Genomic DNA, 15,924 nt, shown 5'->3' with positions numbered 1-15,924 from the left:
GCACGAGCCAGCAGGCGCAAAGCGCTTCCAGCGTGTTGCCGGTCGCCATGGCCATGACGGCGAGCCAAGGTGCGCCGTCGCCGGCGTTGGCCAGGAAGGCGGCGAGCCAGATACCCGGCCACAGTCGCACGCCGTAAAGCAGCAGCGCCGCCAGTGCAATTCCGGAAGGCGGCCATACCGGAGTGGAAAAGCCGGGCGCAATGGCGAGCAGCAGCGACAGCTCGGCGCAACCCAGGTAGAGGACGACCAGCGCCGCGATCGCGGCGGCGAAATGCAGATTCCCGACGCGCCCAGCCGCTGCGCCGCCCAGCGAGCTGGACGCATCGACGCCGGAGTCTGGCATTTCGGGTTCCCAGCCGATTGTTTGGACGCATTCTACGCGCGTCCGTCGGGCCTCGCTCGATTGCCCCGGCGCCGCGCGTTGTGGTACGGTCGTTCGCGCTCGAACCGATTCGTTCGAGCGCGAGCAGCGCATGCATTTCACCCGCGCGAGCGACTAGCGCGCTCGATGCGCATATTCACCTGGGAACAAGCGATGGTCGCGAGCGATATTCGGTTCGAGAACGAAGATATGCCGATGCGATCGACGCGCGCGTGCGTTCGCATGGGCTTCAGGCGATCGGCCAACGGGAACAGGCGATGAAGCGAAATGCCATCGCGACTGCCGCCGTACTTGCCATGGCTGCGAGCGGATGCTCGGGAGGCTGGTGGCCCTTTGCTCGTTCCCCGGGCGGCGAGGGCAATCGCATCCCGCCCGGCGCGATCGAATACGTTTGCGCCGAAGGCAAGCGGCTCATCGTTCGCTTCGATGACGGCGGAAAGTCGGCGTGGGTGTTCTACCCCGATCGCGAATTCCGCCTCGAGCAAAGCGGCTCGCCGGATCGTTACAGCAACGGCGTCACCACCTTGTCGCTGCAAGGCGACAATGTTCACCTCGATTCCGAAGGCAGCCGCCAATTCTCGGACTGCAAAGGGAAATCCTCCTGAGCGCAGACTCGGCGCTCGGGGCAGCAAGCACCGCATGTAGGAATCGGCCTACACAGAGGTCAGTGCGTTTCGGACAGCGCCGTCGACGCAGACCCGCTACCATGTGCCTGCCGTACGCGACGACATTGCGCTCAGGCAACAACAGCAAGAATAGTAAGCGCGTGGTGCTCGTTCCTCGAAAACGAAACTCGGTGCGCCGCCCATGACCATAAGCAAGCTTCGCGCTCTCGCAACGACGCCGGCACACAATCGACGCAAATCCACCCGCATCGCCTTTCACGCTTTCTTGAAACACGTCCTGCCTCGCCGCGGCCGCAGCGGCGCGAGACACGACTACCTGTTGCAGCGCGATGACATCGGCATCCGGCTCGCCGACGGTCACGACAACATCGACCAAGTGGGGATGCTGGTCACTCGCATGTACCGTAGCCGCGGATATCTCGTTCCCGTTTCGGAAGCCAGCCCATCGGACTGGATACGCCGAGTCACGCTGGAAGCTTGCTACAAGAACCGAACCGTCGGTACGCTGACCGTCAACCTCGGCACCAGCGAAGGCCTGCAGGCCGAGGCGCTCTACGGCGAGGAGATTGTCGAATTCCGCCGCGCAGGCGCCCGCCCGTGCGAGTTCACGCGTCTCGCGCTCGATGCCGAGGAGTGCAGCAAGGAGGCGCTTGCCTGCCTGTTCCACCTCGGCTATATCTTTGCTTACCGAATCCATCGTGCCAGCGACGTCTTCGTCGAGGTCAACCCACGGCATGCCCTGTTCTATCGCCGCAAGCTCGGATTCGCTCAGATCGGTGCGCAGAAAGTGTGTCCGCGCGTCAATGCGCCGGCGGTCCTGTTACACAAACGCCTGGACGTCGTCGCTGCCGAGCTGGCGCGGCTCGGAGGGGTGCGAACCCCGGAGAACAAGTCGTTCTACGCGCTGGGTTTATCGCCGGCAGAAGAAAGCGGCCTGGTGCGGTCCATCGAACACCTGCTGGCCGAATCCGGCCTCGCGCTCGATGCGCGCACTCAAGGCCGCGACGCGCCGCGGCACGCTATTGCAGATCTAGCGCACAGCGCTTGAGCGCTTCCAGCGGCACGAAGCGCAGCACGTTGGCGTGGGTCGATGCCAGGATCACCTGCGGCGCCATATCGGCTTCGAGCGCTTCCACGAAGCGCAGCACGTGCAGGCACCAGCGATCGCCGGGCTTGAGCCCGCGAAAGCGAAACTCGGGGCGCGGCGTGACGAGATCGTTGCCGCGGTTGCACGAGAACTGCAGAAACGGCTCGGTTACCTTGACGCACACCAGATGCGCAACCCCGGCTTCGCCGTGGGTGGCGCAGCAGCCGTCCCGAAAATAGCCCGTCAGCGGCGCGTAGCTACAGGCGAGCAGCGAGCCGCCGAGGACGTTTTTTTCGCTGTGTGCAGGTTCCGACATCGCACCGATATCCGTTTGACGCTATTGTACTCGCGCCGTCCTCAAAGGCGGGCCGAAGACGCCCGCCGTGCCGAACGGGCGGGCCGCAGGCGCGTGAGGCGCGCACGCCGTGATGCCTTGTATGATGTCCGGCCGTATGATGTCCGGCCGGCTCGCAGAGGCCGCAATGGAAACACGGAGGTATCCGACGATGCTTCTTCCCGTGTCGCTGGTGGGCAGCTACCCGCAGCCCGATTGGCTGATCGACCGCGAACAACTCCGAGCGGGCTCGGTGCCGCGCGTGCGCGCGCAGCAGTTGTGGCGCATTCCGGAGCCCTTTCTTGCCGAAGCCCAGCGCGATGCGACGCTGGTGGCGATTCGCAGCCAGGAAGAAGCCGGACTGGACATCGTCACCGACGGCGAGATCCGGCGCGAAAGCTACTTCAACCGCTTCGCCACCGCGCTCGACGGCATCGATCTCGAGAGTCCCGGCACCACCCTGTCGCGCAACGGCCGGCCGATCGCCGTGCCGCGCATCGTGGGCGAGATCCGGCGCCGCCGGCCCGTCGAGGTCGACGACATGGCCTTTCTGCGCGCGCATACGCACAGGCTCGCGAAGATCACCGTGCCGGGACCGTTCACGCTCACCCAGCTTGCGCAGAACGACTTCTACCCCGACGAGGAAAGCGTGGCGATGGCGTACGCGGATGCCGTCAATGCGGAGATTCGCGACTTGTTCGCGGCCGGCGCCGACATCGTGCAGATGGACGAGCCGTACATGCAGGCGCAGCCGGAAAAGGCGCGGCGTTACGCGGTGAAGGCGATCAACCGAGCGCTCGAGGGCATTTCCGGAACCACGGTGGTGCACATGTGCTTCGGCTATGCCGCGATGGTGCCCGGGGCCAAACCGGATCGCTACGGATTCCTCGAGGAGTTGCGCGACTGCGCCTGCCAGCAGGTCTCGGTCGAGACCGCACAGCCGCGGCTCGATTGCTCGACGCTCGCCGCGCTCGACAACAAGAAGATTCTGCTCGGCGTGATCGATCTGAGCGACGACAACGTCGAATCGGCCGAAACGGTCGCCGGGCGCATCCGGCGCGCGCTGCCCTACGTGCCAGCCGCCAACATCATCGTCGCGCCCGACTGCGGCATGAAGTACCTGCCGCGGGAGGTTGCGTTCGGCAAGATGCGCGCGATGGTCGCGGCTGCTGCGATCGTGCGCGGCGAGCTGGAGAAGCGCTTTCCCACCGGCACTGTGGCCACCTGAATGCTTTCGCGCCCGGCAGAGCTGAGGATGGTCAACTGCCGTTGCAGCTCGATCTGGAAGGGCTGTCGCGCTGGGTTGTCCGCATCACGCACCTGCGTCTGGGCCAGGCTCGCATCGAAATACACGAGCGCCAGCGCAAAAACGATGGCAAGCGGCGCGGTCGCGGCGGGGCGGCGGCGTCCGACGGCCTGCTGGAGATCAATCGTCGGGGTCATGAGCTTTTCCTCAGAAAGTGTCTGAACAAGTAGGCGCCGACCGCCTTGCCCTGCTGGCGCGCCGCTTTGCCGGTCGCGGACCGGAAATGGATTCCGGCCCAGATGCGCGAGTCGGCGCCCTCGGACACCGCGGCGGCGAAGTTCGCGAACGTCCGCGTCGACCCCGGCGGTTGAGCAGTCGCAGTCGTGATGGTGAAGGCGACGTTCTTGCCGTAGACCTTCTCCAGCATGAACGCCGCCGCGGCCGCGGTCGTAGCCTGTGCGGAGCCGTGTTCCGGGTAGCCCGGCGTGTTGAGCAGCGGCAGCCAGTGCGGATCCATCTCCGTGTCGCTGCGGCCGTCGTCGATCTCGCGGATCGCGGTATAGGGCCGCCAGTAATTGTAGAAATACTTGGTTTCGAACAGCGCGATGAGACCGTCCATCAACGCCATGTTGACGAGCGCGAAGACGCGCGCCGTGCGCCACAGTCCCTTGTCGTGTGCGCTCGCCACGGTGCGTGCGATGTCGTTCCAGACGAACTGCGTCTGGTGAAACCAGAAGTGCACCGCAGCGGTCTGGTCCGCCGTGCGCACGGTGCTGTCGGGCGAGATCCATCTGCAGAAACTCGTCGGCTTGCGCGGCCTTGGCGGGGCGAAACGCAAGGAGTGTCGCGTGCGCGGCGGCAGCGGCTGCCAGCGCTGGATCGGCCCGAGGGTCGCTGCTGTCGAGCGCGTAGCGCTCGAATCTCTGCGCCACGCCATTGACCGCGTCGTGCATCGCGATGTGGACAATCGCCAGCTCGCGATTGATCCGCAGTCCGGCCGGCGCGCCGTCGTCGAGCGTGGTGAGGAGGGCGAAGATGTTCCTGCTCCAGCGCACGATGGTCTCGCCGCTCGGAGTCGACTCCTTCGCATTCGAAGCAGAGGGAGCCGGCGTTGTGTTCGATCTGCCGATCGGTTCGGCTGACCAGGCAGTTCCGGTCAGCGCGAAAGTCAGTCCCAGAGCGCAGGACATCAGCAATCTGAAGGCAAGCATGAAGGGTCCCTTTCATCGTCGCGCATGCATGGCCGCGCAGGAGATGCGGTCAAGAGTCATCACGGCTCATCGACGCACGCCGAGCGTCACGAGGTAGTCGCGGGGCATCGTTACGCCGAACTCGGTGCGGAGGCGCTCGTGCGGCACCGCCTGCGTCCCACACTGCGGCGGACGCGGTGTTGTGCTTCGACACCGGTTCTCAACTTCTCGCACAGCCGCGGAGGTACCGGGTGCCACAGCCAGATCGACCCGGCACTCGAGCGAGGGGAAACCGACGCGCAGCTGGCGGTCGATGGCCAGACAGCCGCGCACGTCGACCGTTCCGGTGACTTCGACGTCGAGCCGCTCCAGTGTGACCCCGAGCACATCGGCGATCATGCGAATGGTCGCGTGCTCGCATGCAGCGAGCGCCGCGCAGAGCATCTCGGCGGGATTGGGCGCGTCGTGATCGCCGCCGATCGCGCGATCGATACCGAATCACCACGCGACGTTGTAGTCCTCGCCGGCAACGACGCTTCCATGAACCGCTTCGTCACCACCGGCCCATGCCGTCCACGCCCGTTTGCGAATGCGGGCCTGTTCGGCGTGTGTGCGATACCGCTCGCGCAGCGCAGCTGGCGCTGCGCTGCGCGAGCGGGGAGATAGAAGCGGCCATGGCGTTCACTGTCCCGCGGCTAGCCGCTTCACGTCTTCGGTCGTCATCGGCTTGCCGCCAATGCCCCAGTCGCCACTACTGACTTCCTCCACGATGACCCAGGTGACCGGGCGCATGTTTTCACCTTCGATCGACACCATCGCGTCGGTCAGGGTCTTGACGATCTGCTGCTTCTGCGCCGGAGTAAAAACGCGTTCGATCAGCTTGACTTGAACGAGTGGCATGATGAGACTCCTTCGTCTGTTGGGCCCGCGTCGTGCGTCGTGCATCGACGTCGTGCGAGAAAGGCTACAGCTCGCGGGCGCGGAAGGTGAGAGGCGCATCCGCCATTTATCGTGCAAGGTCGGACACGACGATGACGCATCGAATCACACTGCTCGCGCTGGACGGCTGTTTCGCTTCCAACGTGATCGGCTTCATAGATCTGCTGCAGACGGCCAACATGGTCGCGGGCCGTCTCGGTCGCCCGGCGCCGTTCGAATGGGAAGTTATTTCGCTCGACGGCAAGGCAGTTCGTGCGTCAAACGGCGGCATGCTTGCCGTCGACGGCCGCATCGGTCGGCAGACACCGGGCAAGGTAATCGTGATTCCCGCGTTCGGCTCACCGCAGTTGGAACCGCTGATCGCGGCGGTGCGACGATACGGCCGGCTGCTGCCGTGGCTTCGGGCGCAATGCGAGGCAGGTTCGACGCTCGCGGCAACGTGCAACGGCAGCTTCCTGCTGGCCGAAAGCGGCGTGCTCGATGGAAAGCCCGCCACCACGAGCTGGTGGCTTTCTTCGGCGTTCGCGCAGCGTTATCCGAAAGTGAAGCTCGATCTGGCCGCGATGGTCACGCGCGGCAATCGCGTCGTGTGCTCAGGTTCGGGCATGTCGCATTTCGATCTGGCGCTGCATTTCATCGATCGGTTCGCCGGGCGAGACGTTGCGCGCACTTGCGCGCGCTATACCGTGCTCGACGACCAGCGTCGCTCGCAGGCGCCGTTCATGATCCTCGACCACGCACGCCGCTACGATCCGCTGATCACGCGCGCGGAGCGCTGGATCAAGGCCAATCTGCGGCGCGAGCTGAGCGTGAAGGAGATCGCTGGACACGTTGCCGTCAGCTCACGCACGCTGGGACGTCACTTCAGGGAATGCACCGGCGACAGTCCGCAGATCTACGTGCAAAAGCTGCGCGTCGAGGCAGCCAAGGCGCTGCTCGAGAACACGCGGCTGCGCATGAGCGACGTCCTCGAGCGCGTCGGCTACGGAGACGAGAGCACGTTCCGGCGTCTGTTCAAACGCCATACAAGCCTGTCGCCGCGCGACTATCGGCGACGCTTCGGCGTGGCGCGCTAGCCGGCAGGCAGCGCCGCATGGAGGCGCGTCGAACCTTGCGCAGGACATGAGCGGCGGATCGTTGCTACGGCGCAAACGCAATCACCGCGGCCATGTCGAGCTGCAAGCTGAAGAGCGCCTGCAAGGATGGGGATTCTTCACATGAAACGGACCTCGATACCATCGTCTTTGTGATGGCAGCAGCATCACCGTTTCACGCTGCGGCAGCGGTTTGCGCGCGCTTGCGGCAGCTCGTCGACGCGTCCGGTGCGCCGCGCTGCACAGCACGGCGCATTGAGCGCGTAGCACATGCGGATTGGACCATTGAATTCGGCGCGCCAATATTTGATATCATTCCTATAGAGTGACATCAAAAACGATGGCATTTTATTGGATTGACGCCAACCACGAGAAAGCGTTACCCTCCCCCGCATGGCTAGCAAACCGACCACATTTCGGATCGTACCGCCGGCACAGGCAGCGTTGGAGCACCTGAGCCGGGTGCTCAAGCGCCCGATGAATCAATTGGTCAACGAGGCCGTGAAAGACTATGTCGATCGTCGGAGCCGCGAAGTCGAACGCGATCTCGAGGGAACGATCGCCAAGCTTCGTGCCTATCGCCAGCGCGATCCACAGTTCGAGCGCGCCATCAAGAGCGTCGTGGATGCTGAGGCGCGGATGGGGAAGAACGATCCCGCCCAGGGCAAGGTCGTCATCGGCGAACTGGTTAATGGCCGGTTGGTGGAGCCGCCGCAAGCGCAAGGTGCAGGTCCTGTCCAGGCCGAGGTTCATCGGCTCCTGAATGCTTCCTGATTGGGACGCGGACAGTCCCGAGCTTCGCCGCAACCTCGCTGCGCTTCTGCGCTCGGTCCGTCGTGACGGCGCGCAGCGCAAACCCGTAACGGTCGAAACCGCGCGCGGCTGGCAGCGCGAGATTATGCGCGACCTTCAGCCCGAGGACCCGAGCTACATAGGCGCGTTCCGGGGCGAGCCCGGCCTGGAGCTTGTGCAGGTTCATGTCGATGGCCGCTACGGCGTACGAGCCGGCGATGTGCCGGGTGCGCTGCAAGACTTCAATCGACGGCTACAAGCCGTGATTCGGTATCTCGACGATCTAATAGCACCGGGTTCAGGGCCGAATGCGGATCAGGTCGCGGCAGTCGTCGAACTCTGCGCGTGGGTGAACGCGGAGTGGGTGCGCATACATCCGTTCGCGAATGGCAACGGCCGCACGGCCCGCTTGTGGGTCAACTGCCTCGCGATGCGCTACGGCCTCCCGGCCTTCATGCCGTTGCGGCCACGACCAGGCGACAACTACGACGATGCCGGCGAGCAGGCGATGCTGGGCAATTGGGAGCCCACCGTCGCGTGCTTCCACAAGTTGCTCGACCGCTTTCTGGACGAATCCGATTCCAGTACCTAATTCGACGCACGGCAGCCGAGGCGAGAGGTGGCTCGGTTTATTCGGACACGAAATGGGTTCTGGTTAAGTGGATGAACTGCTCTATCGTAGCGGCAGCGATGCCGATTTTGAGGAGCAGTCACCATGACGAAACGTTCACGCAGGAACCACTCAGCGAAGTTCAAAGCTCGAATTGCCTTGGAGGCATTGAAGGGCGATTCAACCCTCGCCGAGCTCGCCTCACGCCACGGCGTACACGCCACCCAGATCGCGACGTGGCGCAAGCAGCTCCTTGAGCACGCCGGCGAGGTCTTCGACAACGGCAACCCCGTTGCCGAGGATGCCGAGCGTCGGATTCGCGACCTGCAAGCCAAGGTGGGAGAGCTCACCATGGAGCGCTAATGCGGTGCACCGCATTAGCGCTCCATCGCAAGCTGCCCGATCTTGGCCTGCAAGTCCTTCACGCTTGGTCCTTCCGGGCCACGCCGCTCACCGGCGCTGGCGAATACGTCGCCCGCGCGTTCGAGCAATTGCGCCTTCCACTGGGTAATCTGATGCGGGTGAACATCGAAGCGCTCAGCAAGCTGCGCGAGCGTCTGGTCGCCCTTGACGGCCGCCAAGGCCACCTTGGCCTTGAATGCCGATGAGTGATTGCGTCGGGGTCATTTCATCGTTGCTGCTCCTATGCGGAGCATAAGCCCATTAGAGCAGAGCTAGAACCTAATCCCCTATCCGATTTCCCGGGGGCCCTCTCACCAGTCCACAATCACGTCTGTCGGGAACTCCCCGACACGCCTGTAGGGGATTTCCCTACATCCAATGGAACGTTCTTGAGCTAATAATGGAATTATGGCAATCGGGCCTCGAAAGCGAAGCTTGGTTTGAAGCACCAAAGGGGGGAGCGCAGCGCCCGATAATCAACCTTCATCAGTCGAATGCACGCAGTTTCAAGGCTCAAAGTTCTCGTCGTCGAGGACAACTCGTCCGATGCCGAGCTGATGGTGCGGGCGCTGAAGCACGCCGGTATCGATTCCGCCTGGAAGCGGGTCGACACCGAAGCCGACTTCACAGCGGAACTGTCGCCGGATCTCGATCTGATCCTCTCGGATTACGGCATGCCGCAATTCAGCGGGCTCGAAGCACTGCGCATCGTCCGCTCTCGCGGCCTCGATACGGTCTTCATCCTGGTGTCCGGCAGCATCGGCGAGGACATGGCGGTGGCCGCGATGCACGGTGGCGCGGACGACTACCTGCTCAAGGACCGTATCGCGCGGCTCGGGCCGGCGGTCATGCAGGCGCTCCGAAAGCGTCGACTGCAGCAGGAAAACCAGCGCTTCCTGGCGTCGCTCAAGGAAAGCGAGGAGCGCTTCCGCCAGATCACCGAGAATATTCGCGAGGTATTCTGGCTCGCAGACGCGGCAAGCCTCGAGTTGCTTTACGTAAGCCCGGGCTACGACCTGATCTGGGGTCGCTCGCGCGATGAGCTGCGTACTTGTCCGGGGCAATGGCTCGAGGCGGTGCATGCAGACGACCGGGACCGGGTGAAACAGGCGGTCTTCAATCAGCATTTTCCAGAAGCGCGCGACCTGCAGTATCGCGTCGTTCGTCCCGATGGATCGGTGCGTTGGATTCACGACCGCGCTTTCCCCGTTCGGGATTCAAGCGGCAACATCTACCGGGTTGCCGGCGTAGCGGAGGACATCACCGAACAACGCCAGGCCGAAACCAAGATTCACGGGCTCAACCGCGTGTACGCGATGCTGAGCGGTATCAACAATGCGATCGCGCGCCTCACGGACCGGCAACGCCTCTACGAGGAGGCATGCCGGATCGCGGTCGAGCACGGGGACTTTGGGATAGCTTGGATCGGACAATTCAACGCCGAGTGCATGGAGATCGTACCGGTCGCTGCGGCCGGCTTGGAGCTCGACTCGATGTTGCGCCATACCGCCATATCGCTGCGGCCGGGTGTTACGAGCGAGGTTAACGTCGTGCCGCGCGCGTTCTACGAGCGCCGGCCCGTGGTCGACAATGACATTGCGGCCTCGCCCCAGGGCGGCCGGCGTCGCCAAGAAGCGATCCGTCGAGGGTATCGCTCGGTTATCACGCTGCCGCTTATGATTGCAGGAAATTCCGTCGCGACTTTTTCATTGTTCGCCAAGGAGCCTGGTTTCTTCGACGAAGTGGAAATCAACCTCCTGACCGAGCTTGCAGCGAACATTTCGTTCGCGCTGCAGTCGTTCGCTGAACGGGAGAAGGTCGAATATTTGTCCTATTACGATCCGCTCACCGGGCTACCCAATCGGACCCTGTTCATAGATCGCGCTCAGAGCCAGATGCGGGCGCGGGGCGGTGAGCAACTGTTCATCGCCCTGGTGCTGCTCAATATCGAGCGCTTCCGACACATCAACGAGTCCTTCGGCCGCCATGGGGGCGATCAGCTGCTGAAGCTCGTTGCGCAACGACTGGAGAGCGCACTGCGCGGCAAGGAACACTTGGCCCGCGTCGGTGCCGACGGCTTCGGCTTTCTCATCCGCGGTGTGCGCGATTCGGCTGGCGTCGTCCACGCCGTCGAGCGCCAGCTTCTGAGCTGCTTCGAAGAGCCCTTCACCATCAACGGGGCCACCGTGCGGGTTGCTGCCAGGGCGGGTATCGCGCTCTTTCCCACCGACGCTGCACAGGCCGATGTCCTTTTCAATAACGCCGAGGCGGCGCTGAAGCGCGCCAAGACAACGAGCGAGCGCTATCTGTTCTACGCTGCGGAGATGAACTCGCGCGCGGCCCAGCTGCTTTCGTTCGAGACCCGCTTGCGCACCGCGGTGCGCGAGCGTCAGTTCGTCTTGCACTACCAACCGAAGTTCGAATTCGCGAGTGGACGCATTTGCGGCGTGGAAGCGCTGGTGCGCTGGCAGGACCCTGACAAGGGCCTCGTGCCGCCCGGCGAATTCATTCCACTGCTGGAGGAAACTGGGCTCATTCTCGAGGTGGGAAATTGGGTGCTGCGCCAAGCTCTCGCGGACCACCGCGCATTACGGGACCGCGGGCTCACGCCGCCCCGGATCGCGGTCAACGTCTCGGCCATTCAGCTGCGGCGCAAGGACTTCTCAGACGTCGTCATCGATGCCGTGCACGAGCAAGGCGACGATCCGGAAGCGCTGGAGCTCGAGATTACCGAGTCGCTGCTGATGCAGGACGTCAAGGCGAGCATCGGCGCGCTGTCTGTGTTGCGAGGCATGGGCATTCAGATCGCGATGGACGATTTCGGCACGGGCTATTCGTCGCTCAGCTACCTCGCCCGGCTGCCGATCGACTCGCTCAAGATCGATCGCTCGTTCATTAACGCCATGAACACCAGCGACCAGGACATGTCGATTGTCTCCACGATCATGGCGCTCGCGCATGCCCTAGACTTACGGGTGGTTGCCGAGGGCGTGGAGACTGACGACCAAGCCCGTTCCCTGCGCGTCCTCAAATGCGACGAAGCGCAGGGATATTTCTTCAGTCGACCGATCGCGTTCGAGGGGATCACCTCGATGCTCGAGGGTCAGCGCGCCGCGCCGCCTAATTCGGTATCCTCAGTGTGACGGCAGCCAGCACCATGGCGTACCAAAGCCCCTCGCGCGCATGGCGTGAGCTCCCGCCATGCGCACGTCCGGTCCGAATGACTGTTCTACACCTACGCCAGCGGATCTCCTACCGCTCGGTTACTTGGAGAGCCGCCTGCACGAGCAATGGAACTTCGGGCGCGATATCGTCCTGACGTGGTCGTTCGGCAGAGGCGAAGTGGCTTCCTAACGCTGCCGAACTACGCGCTAGCGCCGCACCACGATTTCCAGCAGCCGCTCGAAATCCACTGGCTTGACCAAGTGCTCGTCAAACCCAGCATTGCGCGCGAGTTGCTCGTCCTCCGGAAGCCCGTAACCGGTCAGTGACCAGCGTCGGGTTGTCGCCCTGCTCTCGTCTTATGCTTTTCGCGACTTCGTAGCCGTTCATTCCCGGCAGTCCGATATCGATAATGGCGATGTCAGGATGCCACTGCGCGGCCTTTGCGAGCCCGGTGCGGCGAGCCCGGTGCGCCCATCAGCGGCCAGTTCGACGCTATGTCCCCAGAATTCGAACACGCGTTTGAGGCTTTCGCGCGAATCCGCGTCGTCTTCGATCAGCAGAATCGTATGTTTCTTGATCGCGCCTTGTGGCTGCTCCCTCTGGCCTTGTGTCGTCGCGGGCGGCGAAACGGCCGGCAGACGCACGGTAAACATGGCGCCCTTGTTCGGACCTTCGCTTGAGACGGAGACCGTGCCGCCGTAAAGCTGCACGAGCCGCTGAACAAGCGTGAGCCCGATGCCGAGGCCACCCTTCGGGCGATCTAGTGTCCGCGGTACCTGGTAGAAAAGGTCGAAGATGCGCGCGAGATGTTCGGTTTCGATTCCGACTCTCGTGTCGGCTACGCGCAGAATGGCAATGTCGCCATCCTGGTCGACCTCCACGCCGATGCGGCCCCCTGTTGGCGTGTGCGCGGCGGCATTGGACAGCAAGTTGCTCACGATTTGCTCCAGCCGCGCGGGATCCGCTTCGATCCACACAGGTCTCAAGCAGACGGTTATTGCATGTTCGCTTCCCTTAGCTGCGGTCTCCAGTGCATCGATGGCGCTCTGCACTGCTTCCATAAGGTTCACGCGCTTGGTTTCGAGACTGATCCTCCCGGAGATGATACGGTTCACATCGAGCAGATCGTCGATGAGCCGGCGAAGCTGGCTCGTCTGCCGCGCAATCACGTCGCTCGCGAACCGGATTGCCTTCGGATCGCCATCCTGCATCTGCAACATAGAACCGGGGTTTGAGATGGCGCCGAGCGGGTTGCGTAGTTCGTGACCGAGCATCGCCAGGAACTCGTCCTTCGACTTGTTCTCAGCTTCGGCACGTTCCCGGTGCTGGCGCTCGCGTTCGAGTAGGTCGCGCAGGCGCCCTGGTGTGCTCGACCAAGCGCCCGTAGCTCAACTATGGTACTCGAACTCCTGGTCGAGCAGCGCCGCAACTCCGCCTTCCACGCCAACGCTTGCCGTGATGAGTTCGCGCAGATAGAGCAGCGTACGCACGCCGTAGTGCGCAAGCACCGAAGTCCTCGAGACTTTGCCCAGGAAGCCCGGCTGGAACACGCGGCGCAATGCGCGCCCGGTATGGTCGGGGCCCACGCTGAAGAGAAATGTGGCACCAGCTCGATACCGAGCGAACAACCGAGCTAGTGCTGGCACGCCGCAGTGGGTGCCGCGTAGCGTATCGACATCGACCTTGAGCGCCAGTAATGGCTGGCTGCGCTTCATGCGGCGGTGGGGCTTTGCAGACGCTCGCTCTCCGAGATGCCGACTTTGACCAACTCGTCGCTGTGCGGCTGAATCTTCGACAGTTGTCCTCGGTAGTGTACGAAAAGGTTTGCGAGCGTCTGTTCGATGCCGATGCACGGTCGCCAGTCCAAGTCGGCGCAGGTGGCATCGATGCTGGGCCGGCGGTTTACCATGTCCTGATAACCGGCTCCGTAGTAGGACTCTGCGGAAACCTCTATTGTGCGTACCCGGTCCGCCACTTCGCTCCACTCCGGAAAGGTCCGGGCGAGACGGATCATGAGGGCAGCGATCTCGCGGATCGAATAGTTGTTATCCGGGTTGCCGATGTTGTAAATGCGTCCGCTCGCGACACCTCCCGAGTTCTCGATGATCTGCATGAGTGCGTTCATCGCATCTTCGATGTCGGTGAAGCTGCGTCGCTGGGCCCCGCCGTCGACCAGATGGATGGACTCGCCGCGCGCAATATGGCCTAGGAACTGGGTGATGACCCGCGAGCTGCCCTCCTTCGCCGCATGCAGATCATCCAGGCCGGGTCCGACCCAGTTGAATGGTCGAAACAGCGTGAAGTCAAGTTTGCCCGATTCGCCGTATGCCCAGATCACTCGGTCGATGAGCTGCTTGCAGCACGAATAAATCCACCGCTGTTTGTGGATCGGGCCGAGCACGAGGTTCGACGATTCGGGGTCGAAGCGCTCGTCGGCGCACATTCCGTAGACCTCCGAGGTCGAGGGAAAGATGAGACGCTTACCTCGCCTCACGCACGCCCGCACGATCGGCAGATTGGCCTCGAAGTCGAGCTCGAATACTTCCAGCGGCCGCGTCACATAGTCGGCCGGCGTGGCAATCGCCACCAGTGGAAGCACGACATCGCACTTCTTCACCTGGTACTCTATCCACTCGTGGTTGATCGTGATGTCGCCTTCGAAGAAGTGGAAGCGAGCGTTCGCCCTGAACTCGTCGATCCGCTCGCTTTGCATGTCCATGCCGTACACGGACCAGTCGGTGTGCGCCAGGATCCGCCGGGTCAGATGGTGGCCGATAAAACCGTTCACGCCGAGGATGAGAATCTTCTTCATGATCGCCTCTCAGCGTCCCTCCAGAGAAAGCGCACCAACAATTCCAAGTGCGCAATCGATTGCTTCGGCCGAGACCGGCACGCCGTCGAGCTCTGCCTCGAGGATGCGCAGCACGCCACCGCCACCGCAGTCGACATAGCAGCCGCCACCGTCGACGTACAACGTTGCACTGCTGAACCGCCGCAGTCGTTTCGGCTCCCGTGCAGTCCTCAGGATACGCAGCGTGCGTCCTCTGATTATCGTGAAGGCACCCGGATACGGCGGAGCCACTCCGCGAACGAGGTCATGTATGGCGTTCGCGCTGGCACTCCAGTCGATCCGGCCGTCTTCTGGCCGCCTGCGCCCGAAATAGGTGGCCGCGGCGGCGCATTGGGGGCGGCTGCGCGCGGTACCATCAACGAGTGCCGGTAGGCTGCGCCACAACGCGACTTCCGCAGATACCGTGATCTTTCGAAAGACGTCGAACGCAGTGTCGTCCGGCAGGATAGGCACCGCTTCCTGATCGACTATATCGCCGGCGTCGGGCTTCTCGGTCATGTGGTGCAGGGTGGCGCCGGTTCGTGTCTCGCCCCGAATCACCGCCCAATTCACCGGAGCACGGCCGCGGTACCTGGGTAACAGGGACCCGTGCATATTGAGGGCGCCGAGCTTTGCCAGGTTGAGCACACGGGTGCTCAACATCTGGCGGTAATAGAACGAAAAGATGAAGTCGGGTGCGAGTGTAGCCACACGCTGCACGAATGCCTTGTCATCGACATCGTCCGGCAGCGCGACCTCGATCCCGCGCGAAATAGCGGTTTCGACTACGCTCGCAAACGCCGCCCCTTCCTCCGGTTCCTCGTCATGGGCGACCACCAACCGCACGTCGATGCCCCCGGCAAGCAGCACCAGCAGGCAACGCACACCCACATCGTGATTAGCGAATACCACCGCGCTGGCTGCGCAGCTCATCGGAGCGCCTCGGCACGCGCACTCGCCGGCTGGCGCGGTTCGAGTATCTCCCGCACCACGAAGCGGGGGCGGGCCCTGACCTGCTCGTAGATGCGACTGACGTACTCGCCGAGCAAGCCGATTCCGAACAGCACGATCCCGATGAGCAGAAACAGGATGGCGAACAGCGTAAAGACGCCCTCGGCTTCCGGTCCGATCATCAACCGGCGCAGGAACAGATAGACGACGAATACACCGGAGAGCAGCGACAGCGCCATGCCGAACAACGAAAAGATCCGCAGCGGCGCCACTGAG

The 15,924-nt window shown here is 63.2% G+C and carries 18 protein-coding genes and 2 pseudogenes; 9 read left to right on the top strand and 11 right to left on the bottom strand.

Annotation, left to right across the window (positions count from 1 at the left end; translation table 11 throughout):
- Positions 1 to 343 (bottom strand): hypothetical protein (locus tag GEV05_26015; GenBank protein MPZ46776.1); only part of this gene is annotated, 343 nt, incomplete at its 3' end.
- Between the two features lie 296 nt (positions 344 to 639).
- On the opposite strand from GEV05_26015, the gene GEV05_26010 reads away from it, so the two are divergent.
- Together GEV05_26010 and GEV05_26005 are read left to right on the top strand one after the other, a co-directional pair.
- The gene (locus GEV05_26010; protein ID MPZ46775.1) at positions 640 to 987 is read left to right on the top strand and encodes a hypothetical protein; all 348 of its coding nucleotides are present in this window, start codon (positions 640 to 642) and stop codon (positions 985 to 987) included.
- Positions 988 to 1,189: 202 nt separating this feature from the next.
- Entirely contained in the window at positions 1,190 to 2,056 is an 867-nt protein-coding gene (locus GEV05_26005; GenBank protein ID MPZ46774.1) for a hypothetical protein, read from the top strand.
- Here GEV05_26005 and GEV05_26000 read toward each other — a convergent pair.
- Complete coding sequence (locus GEV05_26000; protein MPZ46773.1) at positions 2,028 to 2,411, bottom strand: DUF2237 family protein; 384 nt, start codon at positions 2,409 to 2,411, stop codon at positions 2,028 to 2,030. The two genes, GEV05_26005 and GEV05_26000, sit on opposite strands and share 29 nt — an antisense overlap.
- Before the next feature lie 190 nt (positions 2,412 to 2,601).
- On the opposite strand from GEV05_26000, the gene GEV05_25995 reads away from it, so the two are divergent.
- A complete protein-coding gene (locus GEV05_25995; GenBank protein ID MPZ46772.1) occupies positions 2,602 to 3,657 on the top strand; it encodes a 5-methyltetrahydropteroyltriglutamate--homocysteine methyltransferase in 1,056 nt (351 codons plus the stop codon).
- 41 nt (positions 3,658 to 3,698) lie between these two features.
- A complete protein-coding gene (locus GEV05_25990) occupies positions 3,699 to 3,905 on the top strand; it encodes a hypothetical protein (GenBank protein MPZ46771.1) in 207 nt (68 codons plus the stop codon).
- On the opposite strand, the gene GEV05_25985 is transcribed toward GEV05_25990, so the two are convergent.
- The 3 genes from GEV05_25985 to GEV05_25975 form a co-directional block, all read right to left on the bottom strand.
- Positions 3,869 to 4,765: a phosphatase PAP2 family protein gene (locus GEV05_25985; GenBank protein MPZ46770.1), complete on the bottom strand. Its 897-nt coding sequence runs from the start codon at positions 4,763 to 4,765 to the stop codon at positions 3,869 to 3,871. The two genes, GEV05_25990 and GEV05_25985, sit on opposite strands and share 37 nt — an antisense overlap.
- Before the next feature lie 187 nt (positions 4,766 to 4,952).
- Positions 4,953 to 5,309: a hypothetical protein gene (locus tag GEV05_25980; GenBank protein MPZ46769.1), complete on the bottom strand. Its 357-nt coding sequence runs from the start codon at positions 5,307 to 5,309 to the stop codon at positions 4,953 to 4,955.
- 237 nt (positions 5,310 to 5,546) lie between these two features.
- Positions 5,547 to 5,765: a 4-oxalocrotonate tautomerase gene (locus GEV05_25975; protein ID MPZ46768.1), complete on the bottom strand. Its 219-nt coding sequence runs from the start codon at positions 5,763 to 5,765 to the stop codon at positions 5,547 to 5,549.
- Positions 5,766 to 5,896: 131 nt separating this feature from the next.
- Between GEV05_25975 and GEV05_25970 the strand changes: the two genes are divergently transcribed.
- The 4 genes from GEV05_25970 (at position 5,897) to GEV05_25955 (ending at position 8,663) form a co-directional block, all read left to right on the top strand.
- Positions 5,897 to 6,880, top strand: coding sequence for a helix-turn-helix domain-containing protein (locus GEV05_25970; GenBank protein ID MPZ46767.1), 984 nt, complete (start codon positions 5,897 to 5,899; stop codon positions 6,878 to 6,880).
- A gap of 462 nt (positions 6,881 to 7,342) precedes the next feature.
- A complete protein-coding gene (locus tag GEV05_25965) occupies positions 7,343 to 7,672 on the top strand; it encodes a hypothetical protein (protein ID MPZ46766.1) in 330 nt (109 codons plus the stop codon).
- On the top strand, positions 7,662 to 8,282 hold the full coding sequence (locus tag GEV05_25960) for a hypothetical protein (GenBank protein ID MPZ46765.1): 621 nt from the start codon (positions 7,662 to 7,664) through the stop codon (positions 8,280 to 8,282). The genes GEV05_25965 and GEV05_25960 overlap by 11 nt, the downstream gene beginning before the upstream one ends.
- Before the next feature lie 123 nt (positions 8,283 to 8,405).
- Positions 8,406 to 8,663 (top strand): transposase, encoded by a 258-nt coding sequence (locus GEV05_25955; protein ID MPZ46764.1) that lies wholly within the window; start codon positions 8,406 to 8,408, stop codon positions 8,661 to 8,663.
- Positions 8,664 to 8,764: 101 nt separating this feature from the next.
- Here the strand turns inward: GEV05_25955 and GEV05_25950 are convergent.
- Positions 8,765 to 8,887: pseudogene (locus GEV05_25950) on the bottom strand (IS3 family transposase).
- 309 nt (positions 8,888 to 9,196) lie between these two features.
- On the opposite strand from GEV05_25950, the gene GEV05_25945 reads away from it, so the two are divergent.
- Positions 9,197 to 11,845 carry an EAL domain-containing protein gene (locus tag GEV05_25945; protein MPZ46763.1) on the top strand — a complete coding sequence of 883 codons (2,649 nt, stop codon included), beginning with the start codon at positions 9,197 to 9,199 and terminating at the stop codon, positions 11,843 to 11,845.
- A 289-nt stretch (positions 11,846 to 12,134) separates the two neighbouring features.
- On the opposite strand, the gene GEV05_25940 is transcribed toward GEV05_25945, so the two are convergent.
- From GEV05_25940 to GEV05_25920, 5 genes and pseudogenes are all read right to left on the bottom strand, one after another.
- Positions 12,135 to 12,284 carry a response regulator gene (locus tag GEV05_25940; protein MPZ46762.1) on the bottom strand — a complete coding sequence of 50 codons (150 nt, stop codon included), beginning with the start codon at positions 12,282 to 12,284 and terminating at the stop codon, positions 12,135 to 12,137.
- Positions 12,251 to 13,141, bottom strand: a complete 891-nt coding sequence (locus tag GEV05_25935) for a hypothetical protein (GenBank protein MPZ46761.1) — start codon at positions 13,139 to 13,141, stop codon at positions 12,251 to 12,253. Before GEV05_25935 ends, GEV05_25940 begins: the two co-directional genes overlap by 34 nt.
- Positions 13,142 to 13,339: 198 nt before the next feature.
- Positions 13,340 to 13,582, bottom strand: a pseudogene (locus tag GEV05_25930) (4-deoxy-4-formamido-L-arabinose-phosphoundecaprenol deformylase).
- The gene (locus GEV05_25925; protein MPZ46760.1) at positions 13,579 to 14,679 is read right to left on the bottom strand and encodes a bifunctional UDP-4-keto-pentose/UDP-xylose synthase; all 1,101 of its coding nucleotides are present in this window, start codon (positions 14,677 to 14,679) and stop codon (positions 13,579 to 13,581) included. The pseudogene GEV05_25930 and the gene GEV05_25925 overlap by 4 nt, the downstream one beginning before the upstream one ends.
- A 9-nt stretch (positions 14,680 to 14,688) precedes the next feature.
- Positions 14,689 to 15,630, bottom strand: coding sequence for a formyltransferase (locus tag GEV05_25920; GenBank protein ID MPZ46759.1), 942 nt, complete (start codon positions 15,628 to 15,630; stop codon positions 14,689 to 14,691).
- Between the last annotated feature and the right edge of the window lie 294 nt (positions 15,631 to 15,924).

It is taken from the genome of Betaproteobacteria bacterium, assembly GCA_009377585.1.
GTDB lineage: Bacteria > Pseudomonadota > Gammaproteobacteria > Burkholderiales > WYBJ01 > WYBJ01.
Note: the sequence above shows the minus strand (reverse complement) of the source record. Positions and strands in the feature narration are given on the sequence as shown.